The organism is Microbacterium sp. ZKA21, assembly GCF_050434165.1.
GTDB lineage: Bacteria > Actinomycetota > Actinomycetes > Actinomycetales > Microbacteriaceae > Microbacterium.
Genome location: NZ_JBNPVV010000004.1, coordinates 177,814 through 189,408, shown reverse-complemented (window position 1 = coordinate 189,408; position 11,595 = coordinate 177,814). Strand labels below are relative to the sequence as shown.

The window sequence follows — 11,595 nt, the reverse complement described above, 5'->3', positions numbered from 1 at the left end:
TGTCGTCTCTGTCATGACGGGCCCTCTGTCGGGGCACCCGTGCGGATCGCATCCGCTTCCCCGATTGTAAGCGCATACATTTCTGGTCCGCAACCCCCCGACGCCGACCGGGCTCGGTCTCGACGCAGACGTCAGGAGCGGCGCCGCGAGCTCTCGCGCAGGGTGATCGCGAGCGGAAGACGAACGAACATCGGGTCGGCATCCGGCTGCTCCAGCCGACGTGCGAGCACCTGCACGGACGCGCGCCCGAGGTCGATCATCGGCTGCCGGACGGTCGTGAGCCGCGGGTCCGAGAGCGCGGCGGCGTCGATGCCGTCGAACCCGGTCACGAGCAGGTCCTCCGGCACGCGCACACCCGCGGATCGCAGGGTGTCGAGAGCACCGAGAGCCATCTGATCGTTCGCCGACATCAGCGCGGGAGGAAGGCTCCCCGTGAGCAGTTCCCCCGCCGCGCGACGTCCGGATGCTCGGGTGAAGTCGCCGCGCAGGACGGTCACGTCATCGATCGGTATGCCGGCCCCGGTGATGGCCGAAGCGAATCCCTGCCATCGCTGCATGCCGTCGGGCGAGTCGGCCGGCCCCGTCAGGAATGCCGGAGGACGCCCACCGGTCTGCGCCAGCACGAGGCGGGTGAGCTCCGCCATCGCCTCGGCGTTGTTGACCGTGACGTGGTCATAGCGATCGCCACGAGGAGGACCCGCGAGAACGACGACCGGGATCCGCCGGGCGAGCCGGGCGAGAACGTCATCCGGCACACTGCTGGCGAGCACCACCAGACCGTCGACGCGCCCCGCCATGTCCCGCACCGTCGCGCGCTGCGGGTCGTCCCTGCCGACGCCGATCATGAGCACGAAGCCCTGCTTCCAGGCTTCCAGCTCCGCACCACGCAGCACCTCGTCGAGGAACAGGTTCGTCGGATGCTCATCCGGCTGGCCGTCCTGATCGTCGAGCACGGTGAACGGCCGCGCTTTCGAGGTGCCCGACGCGAGAACGTCGAGGGCGGGCGCTTCCTCCGCCGCATCGAAGCCGGGGAAATACAGCCCCAGGACTCCCGTGCGCCGCTCCGCGAGTCCGCGGGCGCTGCCGCTGGGGACATATCCGAGCGCCGCGACGGCATCCAGGACGCGGTCGCGCGTGACCGGCCGCACGGCATCCGGCGTGCGCAGCACTCGCGAGACGGTCGCGATCGACACGCCCGCACGGTCGGCGACGTCGTAGACCGTCGCTGCCTTCGTCACCATGAGATCCCTTCGCCCGGGCTGTCCCCCAGGGTACCGAGGTCGCGCTCGACCGGATTACGGCGCGTCAGGCGCGCCGCGCCATGAGAGCACCGTGCGGGCGACCGCTGACCTCGCCGGGTGCCCGCTCGCGGCGTTCGGAGCGGACGACGGCGAACCCGGCATCCTGCAGCAGGATGCCGAGCGACTCAGCATCCCAGAAGTACGCGGTCGTGATCGCGTGCCCGAACGGCTCGTGAGGGATGCCGTCGAAGTATCCGATCAGCAGCGAGCCGCCCGGCGCGAGCACGCGGGCGAGCTCCGCCAGGATCTCGGGAAGCTCCGCGGGCGGCACGTGGATCATTGCGTACCAGGCGAGGATGCCGTCGAACACCGCATCCTCGAAGGGAACGTCCCGCAGGTTCGCCTGTTCGAAGCGCAGATCGGGGTACCGCGACCGCGCAGTCGTGACGAACTGCGCCGAAAGATCGACGCCGACCGCATCGCGGCCGCCGTCGTGGAGGAGCTGCGTCCAGTGCCCCGGACCGCACCCGGCGTCCAGCAGTCGCCCCGGCGTCGCGTCGCGCCATGCTTCGATGCAGCGTCGGTCTGCGGCATCCATCTGCTCGATCGAACCGAGCAGCGCGGTGTACTCGGCGGCGCGGGCGTCGTAGGCTTCGGCGATCGAGGCGTCGGTCATCGCACCAGCCTATGAGCGGCGGCACGCCCACGACTCTCGCAGATCGACATGGATCTCGTACGTATGCGACCGATTCCTGCGAGCTGCGTGCGCTTCTGCGAGATCAGCGCTGCCGCGACGCCAGCGCCTGCTGGTACAGGTCCCGAGAGCTCAGGCCAGTGACTGCGGCAACCTCGGCACAGGCATCCTTCAAGCGCATGCCGGACGCGACGAGCGCCTGCACCTGCGCTGAGGCGTCCTCCGCGGAGATCTCGACCGGCGACGCACCTTCCACGACGACGACGATCTCGCCCTTGACTCCCTGCTCGGCCCAGTCGACGAGTTCGGATGCCGTCCCCCGCCTCACCTCTTCATACAGTTTCGTCAGTTCACGGCAGACCGCGATGCGCCGGTCCGATCCGAAGGCCGCGCCCATGTCGGCGAGCGACGCCGCGAGGCGCGACGGCGACTCGAAGAAGACCATGGTGCGCGGTTCGGCGGCGAGCGCGACCATCGTCGAGCGCCGCTCCCCCGGCTTGCGCGGCAGGAATCCCTCGAACGTGAACCGGTCGGTCGGCAGTCCCGAGATCGCCAACGCCATGAGCACCGCGCTCGGACCGGGGATCGCCGTCACGGTCACGCCGGCGTCGACCGCCGCGGCGACGACGCCGTAGCCGGGATCGCTGACCGCCGGCATCCCGGCGTCACTGACGAGCACGACGTCCTGGTCGGCGGCGAGGGCGACGAGTTCTGCCGCCTTGTGCTTCTCGTTGTGGTCGTGCAGCGCGATCAGCCGCGGGCGGTTCGCGATCTGCAGCGCCCGCAGGAGCCGCTGCGTGGTGCGGGTGTCCTCGGCGGCGACCACCTCGGCATTCTCGAGCACCTCGATCAGGCGCCGCGATGCGTCGCCGAGATTGCCGATCGGGGTGGCGGCCAGGATGATCACACGTTCAGCTTAGGCGGCACGATCTAGGCTTGAGCCGTGACCGCCCCTGTGCCCCTGCTGCCGCCCCCGGCCCAGCGATCGACGCTGTGGGGGCGCTTCGGCACCCGGTTCCTCGAGGACCCGGAGTGGATCAGGCTCCTGCGCTGGTTCGTCCCGCTCATCATCACCGCGCTCGCGGCGGTGCTGCGGCTGGTGAACCTCGACCGACCGCACACGCTGGCGTTCGACGAGACGTACTACGTCAAGGATGCCTGGGCGCTGTGGGCTCAGGGATATGAAGGCGTCTGGGGCGACGGCGCGAACGAGCAGCTGCCGTCCGGGGACGCGAGCGCACTCGGCGACGAGGGCAGCTTCATCGTGCATCCCCCGCTGGGCAAGTGGATCATCGCTCTCGGCATGGCGCTGTTCGGTCCTGGGTCGAGCGGGGGCTGGCGCCTGACGACGGCGATCCTGGGCACCGCAACGGTACTCGTCGTGTATCTGATCGCGCTCGCGATGACCCGTTCGATCCCGGTCGCGGCGATCGCGAGCGGGATGCTGGCGATCGATGGCCTGAGCATCGTGATGAGCCGGATCGCGTTGCTCGACGGCATCCTCACCTTCTTCATCATGCTGGGCTTCCTGTTCGTGATCCTGGATCGGCGGCGCACGATCCCCGACCTGGAGCGGCGGGATGCCGAGGCGCCCGACCCGCTCTGGGGCCGCATCCTCTGGCGGCGCCCGTGGATCGTCGCGGCCGGCCTCGCGCTGGGTGCCGCGACGGCCGTCAAGTGGTCCGGACTGTACGCGCTCGCCGGTCTCGGCATCTACCTCGTCGTCACGGATGCTCTCGCCCGCCGTCGCGCCGGGATTGTGTTCTGGCCGACGGATGCCGCGGTGCGCCAGGGCCCGGTGACGTTCCTGCTGCTCGTACCACCGGCACTGCTCGTGTATCTGGTGTCGTGGACCGGTTGGTTGGTGACGAGCGCGGGATACGACCGCTCCAGCGACCCGAATCCCCTGACGGCCCTGTGGAACTACCACCAGGCGATGTACGGGTTCCACGTCGGCCTCGCCACCGGCCATCCGTACGCGAGCCCGGCCTGGCAGTGGCCGCTGCTGCTGCGGCCGACGGCGGTCTGGGTGGACAGCTCCGACCAGTCCTGCTGGGGAACCGACCATTGCATCGCCGTGATCACCGCCCTGCCGAATCCGCTGATCTGGTACGCCGGCGTCGCCGCTGCCGTGTACCTGATGTACCGGTTCGTGCGCGGTCTGATCGAGCGGAAAGCGATGCCGTGGCAGTACGGGATCCCACTGGTCGGCCTCACCGTCACCTATGTGCCGTGGCTGCTGACGCCGGGGCGGACGATCTTCCAGTTCTACACCGTGGCGATGATGCCGTTCCTCGTGATCGCGCTCGCGCTCGCGCTGCGGGATCTCGCCGGACGCCGACGTGAACCGCTGCATCGGCGACAGGCCGGCGAGCGGACTGTCATGGTGTTCCTCGTGCTCGCGGTGCTCGCGTCGGTGTTCTTCTACCCGCTCTGGGCCGGGATCAACGTGCCGTACGGATTCTGGCTCGTGCACAACTGGCTGCCGGGGTGGGTGTAGCGATGCGATCCGGTCCGAGCGGGTTCGCGTACACCGTGCGCGGCGCAGAGGTCGTGATCACGCACCATGGTGCGCGCGCCGGTCTCCTTCGGGGTGCGAAGGCTGCCGCCTTCCTCGATGCCGTGGAGAGTGCCGACCCGCAAATGCTCATGGCCAAGGCGACGGGCAACTACCGACACGGCAACGAACGCACAGCCAAGCAGCACCCGCGCAACGCGGGCTGATCGCGCCCGTCAGGCCGGCGTGCGCTTTCGTCGTCGCGGAGGAATGGCGAGGTGGGGCGAACGGGCGCGATGCCAGCTCTGATGGGGATCCCACCAGGCAGGGCCGCGGACTTCGGGAACGCCTCGGTTCATCCGGATGACCCACTCGGTCAGATGCAGAGTGCGGTGATGCCACCAACACAGCAGCACGCCGTTGTCGGTATGGGTGGGCCCTCCGTCGGCCCATTCCTGCACGTGGTGGATTTCACACCAGTCAGCCGGGACGGTGCACCCGGGGATCACGCACCCGCCATCGCGGACGGTGATCGCCCGACGCTGCAGTGCGTTGAAGATGCGGTTGCTGGTCCCGATCGAGACGATCCGTCCGTGATCGTCGAACAGCACACGCTGGATCCCGCCCGCGCATCCGGTCTGCGCCGCTGAGGACACCGGAATCGGATCTCCGGTGCTCAGGATGGTGGCCCACCCCGCACCCCGGGTCAGATCTTCGGCGGTCGCGGTCACGACCAGCGTCGGCGCCGCGCCGCCGACCTGCGGAAACCCGCCCGACGCGGCCGCGGCCGCCAGGATCATCGCCAGTGCGTCGTGCAGGCGCTGCGGCCGGGTACGTCCATCTACCAGCGTGGGATCCTCGGGCGCGTGGTCGAACGAGAGATCATCATCGCCGGACGGCTCGAATCGGACTCCGGCGTCTCGGCCCACTTCAGTGTCGGGCGCGTCCCCCGCCGCCGTCGGGTCGGTCGGCCCGTCGTTGCGAGGGTTGAGGATGCTGTCCATCAACAGCTTCAGTTGTCCGGCGGCTTCGGGCAGCAACGCACCCCGGACCGGATGCACTCCGTTCTTCAACGCACCGATCGTCAGGAACCGCCCCCGCGCGTCCTCTTCTGCAGATGGCTCCGCCCCGTCCGGGTCGAGATACGCCACGATGACCTGCGCGTACACGCCCAGCTCTTCAGGTGAGGCCGATGGGCGCTGCGCGCCGTCCACTTCGACCTCCGTGGCCTCGAAGTCGGGGTCGTCGAGCTCTCGGCCGGATGCGAGTGCCGCGAGATGGATATCCGCCCGTCGACGATCGTCGTCGCTGATCCGCTTGGCCGCCTTTTCCAACGGCCCGGTGGCGGCCAGCACCCCCGCCAATGACAACTCTCCCGCGAGCATCGCCCGCCGCAGGGCGGGGAACCGCGCCGGCTGGAACTCACCATCGGTGATGCGGCGATAGCGCGCATTCAGTCCTGCCGCCTTCACGACCCGGCTTGCACCATGGCGATCCGTGCCGAGAAGCACCTGCACCAGATCGAGCGGCTTCGCGCATCCGTACCGCGTGGTGAGTCGTTCCTCACGGAGTCCCTCGGATCGACCGCGCACCTGCACTGCCGCCTCGACGACGACCGCGTCCAGTCTCCGCTGAATCCGGCCTGCCACAGCCAGCAGACGCACCACGTCGTCATCGGACAGGTCCGGAATCTGCTCGCCGGTGAACGCATCGTCCAGCACGGAGGCGACGCGGGCCTCCGTTTCCTCCAGACGAGCGACGATGCTGTTCATACCCATCATTCAACCTGGGGGCACCGACATTCGAACGCATGTTCTCATGAAACCTTCAATCTCAGGTTGAACCCAGTTTCAGAGTGAACGGCAGGGGCGGTCACGGGCTGTGTCGTGACCCCGTTTCGACTCACTCCACTCGCTCAGCGAACGAGAGGCGGGGTCAGCGCACCTGCGGGATCGCGGAAGGATCCGACGTCGGCAGCCGGCACACGAACGCCCGGCAGTCGTAGGCGACATCTTCTTCCGCGGCCTTGCCCGCGAACAGCTCGAACCCGGCATCCTCGAACGCCTGCGCCTGCGCCGGGGTGACCACGGCGATCACGTCGGCATCCACTCGGCGCGCAGCGGCGGCCAACGCAGACGTCGGATCCGACGTCACAACCACCAATTGACGCGGCGACTCGGCGAGCCCGGCCGCGACCCGCAGCAGGCTGCCGCGCCCGAACGGATGCCGAAGAGCCGCCTCCCCCTGATCCCGCACCCGCGCTTCGGCCGCCGCGCGGTACCGCTCGCCCGCTCCGAGGCGCCATGCCGCCAGCGCCGCCTGCGCGACGGCCGAGACGCCGGACGGCAGGTCTCCATCGGTCTGGTCCGGAGCTGCCGCGATGCCCTGCGCGGTCAGCACCGGGTCGATGTCCGCACCCTCTGTCAGGATGCCGTCGAGGAGCGACAGCGCCGTCACCGCCCACGTGGCATCGCCGGTCGCCACTGCCAGCGAGAGGAGTCCGTCCGCCAGCAGCCCGAGATCAGCGGCCGTGGCCACGGCGCGCGATGCCGAGCCTTCCAGCGACAGGCGCACGAGTCGACCGTCGTCACCACGGTTCGTCACCAGCACGAAAGACGCTGCGCCGACCGCGGCATCCACCCACGCCTGTTCCCCCAGCGCCGCGCCCGCACGCGCGAGCGCACCGATCGCCAGGCCGTTCCAGCCCGTGATGACCTTGCCGTCGACCGCCGGCGGCTCGAGCTCGGCGCGCTCCCCACGGCCGCGCAGGTAGTAGCCGCCCTCGCTGCGCTCGCCGTCGATCCACGATTCCGAATCCTGTGCCGCACCGAACCCTCCGCCGTCGCGGCGGAGCGTGTCGAGCAGGAACGATGAGACTCCGCGCGCGGTCTCCTCATCGCCCGCGCGCACGGCGACGTCCAGCAACTGGGCGTTGTCGGTCAGCATCCGCTCGTAGTGCGGAACCGACCAATCCCGCTGGGTCGCATACCGGAAGAACCCGCCGTCGGCATCGCGCAGGGCGGAAGCAGCCATCGCCTCCAGCGCGCGCGAAGCGGATGCCGCGGCATCCGACGCCTCGGCCTGCACGACCGGGGACTGCAGGTAGACCAGCGTCGTCGCGACCGGGAACTTGGGCGCCCCGCCGAACCCGCCGTACGCACGATCCTCCTGCGCGGCGATCGACCGTGCCGCCTCGGCCAGGTCCTGTGCCGTCGGGAGGTCGCTCGGCACCGAGGCGGATGCTTCGGCGAGCGCGTGCGCGACGGCATCCGCCGACTCCACCACTCTGTCGTGCCGCACCGTCCAGGCCTCCTGCACGGCGGCGAGCACGTCACGGTACGCCGGCAGTTGGCCCCGCGCCTGCGGCGGCCAGTAGGTCCCGGCGTAGAACGTGTGCCCGTCGCCCGTCGCGAACACCGTCAGCGGCCAGCCCAGATTCTGGGTGAAGGCGGATGCCGCGGCCATGTACGCCCCGTCGACGTCCGGATGCTCCTCGCGATCGACCTTGACGTTCACGAAGTCGCGGTTCATCGTGGCCGCGATCTCCGGATCCGAGAAGGATTCCCTGGCCATGACATGGCACCAGTGGCACGTGGAGTATCCGATCGAGATCAGCAGCGGCACCCCGCGGCGGCGGGCCTCCTCGAACGCCTCCGTCCCCCACGGGTACCAGTCGACGGGGTTCTCGGCGTGCGCGCGCAGGTACGGGCTCAATGTGTCGGCGAGCCGGTTCGTCATGATGCCACGGTACGCCGCTGCGGGAAGTCGCGCCCGGCGCACAGCCTCAGCGGTTCGAAACCTCTCCGTGTCGGCGAGAGCTCTCGGTATCCGCGGGATTGCGACGGCGGGCTTCGCAGACACGACGGGTCTCGGGGACAGGTCGTGCCCGATCGCGGCGCGCGTCAGCCGGCGAGCACCTCGACCGACCGCGTCGCGGCATAGCCGACCAGCGGCAGAGCCCGGTCGGCGGCGAGCGCGATGCGGTTCTGCAGGATCTCCGAGGTGATCGTGTACCGATCGAAGTCGGTGTCGCTCGCGTAAACGCCGATCGGCAGCGTGAGCGACTGGAAGAACGCGAACAGCGGTCGCAGCTGATGCTCGATGATGAGAGCGTGCCGCTCGCCGCCGCCCGTCGCGGCGAGCAGCACGGGTTTGCCGACCAGGTCGTACTGGCCGATGAAATCGAAGAGGTGCTTGAACAGCCCCGTGAAGGATGCCCGGTACACCGGGCTTCCGACGATGAGCAGATCGGCCTGCTCGATGGCGACCAGTTGCGCCTCCACATCGGGGGACAGATCGTCGCGGCGCAGTGCGCCGGCGAGCGCCGGGCCGATCGCCGTGAGTTCGATGATCGTGACTTCGGCTGGTGCGCGCTCGGCGACGGCATCCGCGATCGCACGGACGAGGGCGGTCGTCTTGCTGGGCTCGTGGAGCGAACCGGAAACGGCCACGATGCGGTAGGGAGCTGTCATGTCTGAGGACGGTACTCGCGATGACGCCCCGTGGCGCACCAGGCGACACGGGGCGTCATGTGACGTGAGATGACTCAGTTGAACTCGTTCGGGTGCGTGCCCACGCGGCCCGTTCCATCCAGCGGGTCGAGAGCGTCGATCGCGTCCACTTCGGCATCCGACAGGGTGAAGTCGAAGACGTCGATGTTCTCGCGGAGCCGCTCGGGGTGCACCGACTTCGGGAACACGATGAAGTCCTTCTGCAGGTGCCAGCGCAGCACCACCTGGGCCGGAGACTTGCCGTGCGCGGTTGCCGCCTCGGTGACGGCCTGCGTGCCGAACAGGTCGTACTTGCCCTGCCCGAGCGGACCCCACGACTCGATGCGGATGCCGTGTTCGCTCGCCCACGTCGTCACTTCGCGCTGCTGGTAGGCCGGGTGCAGTTCGATCTGGTCGACCGCCGGGATGACCTGGGTCTCGGCGACGATGCGCTCGAGATGCGGCACGAGGAAGTTCGAGACGCCGATGGAGCGGGCGAGCCCCTGCTGACGGATCTCGATGAGCTTCTGCCAGGCGTTGACGTAGTTCTCCTTGGCCGGGGTCGGCCAGTGCACGAGGTACAGATCGACGCGATCGAGGCCGAGCTTCTCGAGGCTCTGGGCGATCGCGGCGTGCGGCTCCTCGCCGTCGTGGCGGTCGTTCCAGAGCTTCGTGGTGATGAACAGCTCATCGCGCGGGATGCCGCTGGACGCGATCGCCGCACCGACTCCCTCCTCGTTGCCGTAGATCGCGGCGGTGTCGATGTGGCGGTAGCCGACTTCGAGAGCTTCGGAGACAGCACGCTCGGTGTCGGCCGGGTCGACCTTGAAGACGCCGTAGCCGAGCTGGGGGATCGAGTGTCCGTCGTTGAGGGAGAGCGTGGGAATCGTCATGGGATCAACCCTAGAACCGATCGGGCGGACACGGCAGGGATCGCATCAGGATGCGCCGTCGAGCACGTCGCGCAAAGCGGTCGTGTAGTCCTCGAACGCCCGCCGGCCGCGAACGGAGAGCGCGACGTAGGTGACGGGGGTGCGACCGCGATGCGCTTTCTCCACGACGACGTACCCGGCGTCCTCCAGCTTGCGCAGGTGCGTCGACAGGTTGCCCGCCGTCATGTCGAGCAGCTCCTGCAACCGAGGGAACGTGACGCTCTCGTCCGCGGCCAGCGTCGCGAGCGCCGCGGTGATCCGCAGACGCGCCGCGGCATGGATGACAGGGTCGAGCTCGGTCATGCGGCACCCCCGCCGCCGACCCGATGGCGCGCGCGCGCCGTCCACACGAAGGTCCAGACCGCCCCGGCGAGGAACCCCCCGCCTCCGGCGATGGCGAACACCAGGAAGTGCGTCGGAGCGCCCGCGAACGGTGCGACGGCGCTCACGAGGATCGCCCACGCACCGAGGAAGACCATCGGCACGGCACGCCACAGCGCCCCTCCCAGGAAGTACATGAGTCCCGCGAAGAACACATAGGCCGACGGGTAGAGGATGCCGAGCAGCGCGTCATCCATGCCGTTCGCGACCATGGCCTGCGCGATGGCGAATATGGCGAGCCCGCCGATCCACCAGGCCTGCCCGTAGACGATGCCGACGAACGCCGCATCCTTCCCAGTGCGCACGCCCCGGCTCGAGCGGATGCCGAGGATGACGGACACCGCGCCCGCAGCGACGAACAGCAGGATGCACAGCGGTCCGGCGACGACCATCGGCAGAGATGCCGGCCCCGCCTCGAGCCAGAGCGCGAGGAAGCCGCCCGACCAGGCGATCCCCCACGCGAGCAGGATGTACGGCACGAAGACACCCATCCGACCGCTGACGCTGCGCTGCTGATCGCGCGCGAGCGCGAGCATCTCGGCCGGATCCAGCGTCGGGTCGTGATCAGTCATGTCAGGCTCCGTTCTACGTGAGGAGGAAGGGGATCGCGAGAGCGGGCAGGGTGAAGCCCAGATTGACCAGACCGTGCGCGAACACGAGCGGCATCAACCGCCCCTGGAGCCGGTAGATGACTCCGGATCCCACGCCCCACACGAAGAATGCGCAGACGAAGGCGACCACGGCGTCGGGGCTCGGGGCGTACCAGACGTGCTGAACGGCGAAGATCGCCGCGGAGACGACGATCGCGAAGGCCGTCGGCACTCGTCGCGACAGCATCCCCTGGGAATAGCCGCGGTAGACGAGCTCCTCGACCGGAGCGTTCAGCGGGGCGAACGTGAGCACCGCGACGACTGCGATGACGGACCAGAAGACCGGATCGAGCGACGGGATGCTCGAAGGATCGAAGAACACGGTCTCCATGGCCACGAACACCTGGTTTCCGTGCTGCAGCCAGACCACGAGGATGATCGCTCCGGCGAACGGCAGATACATCACGGCGACCCAGAGCAGTCCCCAGAGCACGTCTCTGCCGATGCGACGAGGCTCGTAGCCGAGCACCTCGCGCAGCGTTCGACCGTCCCTGCGCAGCAGCCGGGCCACGAGAATCAGGCACACGATGTTCACCGGCAGCATGGCGATCACGGCGATGACCGCGGGCGGCGGAAACGCGACGCCGGGGTCGACCGCGCTGATCACGAGCCAGGCGAGTGCGGATGCCGCGGCCACCGACGCGACGCGCAGCAGAGGCAGGCCGATGGCCCATCCAGAGATCGTCCGCTGCTCGCTCACATCAACTTTG

12 protein-coding genes are annotated in these 11,595 nt (G+C 69.0%); 2 read left to right on the top strand and 10 right to left on the bottom strand.

Going from position 1 to position 11,595, the window contains the following annotated elements; all coding sequences use genetic code 11:
- Nucleotides 1-131: 131 nt before the first annotated feature.
- The 3 genes from M2317_RS10420 to rsmI form a co-directional block, all read right to left on the bottom strand.
- Nucleotides 132-1,241, bottom strand: coding sequence for a LacI family DNA-binding transcriptional regulator (locus tag M2317_RS10420; RefSeq protein WP_429459895.1), 1,110 nt, complete (start codon nt 1,239-1,241; stop codon nt 132-134).
- A gap of 64 nt (nt 1,242-1,305) precedes the next feature.
- The gene (locus tag M2317_RS10415; RefSeq protein ID WP_429459893.1) at nt 1,306-1,917 is read right to left on the bottom strand and encodes a class I SAM-dependent methyltransferase; all 612 of its coding nucleotides are present in this window, start codon (nt 1,915-1,917) and stop codon (nt 1,306-1,308) included.
- A 103-nt stretch (nt 1,918-2,020) separates the two neighbouring features.
- The gene (rsmI, locus tag M2317_RS10410; RefSeq protein ID WP_429459891.1) at nt 2,021-2,842 is read right to left on the bottom strand and encodes a 16S rRNA (cytidine(1402)-2'-O)-methyltransferase; all 822 of its coding nucleotides are present in this window, start codon (nt 2,840-2,842) and stop codon (nt 2,021-2,023) included.
- 36 nt (nt 2,843-2,878) lie between these two features.
- Here rsmI and M2317_RS10405 point away from each other — a divergent pair, with 36 nt between their 5' ends.
- Both M2317_RS10405 and M2317_RS10400 read left to right on the top strand, forming a co-directional pair.
- On the top strand, nt 2,879-4,435 hold the full coding sequence (locus M2317_RS10405; protein ID WP_429459890.1) for a dolichyl-phosphate-mannose--protein mannosyltransferase: 1,557 nt from the start codon (nt 2,879-2,881) through the stop codon (nt 4,433-4,435).
- A 2-nt stretch (nt 4,436-4,437) separates the two neighbouring features.
- Complete coding sequence (locus M2317_RS10400; RefSeq protein ID WP_429459888.1) at nt 4,438-4,659, top strand: hypothetical protein; 222 nt, start codon at nt 4,438-4,440, stop codon at nt 4,657-4,659.
- Nucleotides 4,660-4,668: 9 nt separating this feature from the next.
- Here M2317_RS10400 and M2317_RS10395 read toward each other — a convergent pair whose 3' ends face one another.
- The 7 genes from M2317_RS10395 to M2317_RS10365 form a co-directional block, all read right to left on the bottom strand.
- On the bottom strand, nt 4,669-6,204 hold the full coding sequence (locus M2317_RS10395) for a DUF222 domain-containing protein (protein WP_429459886.1): 1,536 nt from the start codon (nt 6,202-6,204) through the stop codon (nt 4,669-4,671).
- Nucleotides 6,205-6,367: 163 nt separating this feature from the next.
- Complete coding sequence (locus tag M2317_RS10390) at nt 6,368-8,170, bottom strand: thioredoxin domain-containing protein (protein ID WP_429459884.1); 1,803 nt, start codon at nt 8,168-8,170, stop codon at nt 6,368-6,370.
- Between the two features lie 164 nt (nt 8,171-8,334).
- The gene (gene msuE / locus M2317_RS10385) at nt 8,335-8,904 is read right to left on the bottom strand and encodes an FMN reductase (RefSeq protein ID WP_429459883.1); all 570 of its coding nucleotides are present in this window, start codon (nt 8,902-8,904) and stop codon (nt 8,335-8,337) included.
- Between the two features lie 74 nt (nt 8,905-8,978).
- Nucleotides 8,979-9,815: an aldo/keto reductase gene (locus tag M2317_RS10380; RefSeq protein ID WP_429459881.1), complete on the bottom strand. Its 837-nt coding sequence runs from the start codon at nt 9,813-9,815 to the stop codon at nt 8,979-8,981.
- Between the two features lie 45 nt (nt 9,816-9,860).
- Complete coding sequence (locus tag M2317_RS10375; RefSeq protein WP_429459879.1) at nt 9,861-10,157, bottom strand: transcriptional regulator; 297 nt, start codon at nt 10,155-10,157, stop codon at nt 9,861-9,863.
- Nucleotides 10,154-10,807 carry a hypothetical protein gene (locus M2317_RS10370; protein WP_429459877.1) on the bottom strand — a complete coding sequence of 218 codons (654 nt, stop codon included), beginning with the start codon at nt 10,805-10,807 and terminating at the stop codon, nt 10,154-10,156. Before M2317_RS10370 ends, M2317_RS10375 begins: the two co-directional genes overlap by 4 nt.
- Nucleotides 10,808-10,820: 13 nt before the next feature.
- Nucleotides 10,821-11,585 carry a CPBP family intramembrane glutamic endopeptidase gene (locus M2317_RS10365; RefSeq protein ID WP_429459875.1) on the bottom strand — a complete coding sequence of 255 codons (765 nt, stop codon included), beginning with the start codon at nt 11,583-11,585 and terminating at the stop codon, nt 10,821-10,823.
- Nucleotides 11,586-11,595: the final 10 nt, after the last annotated feature.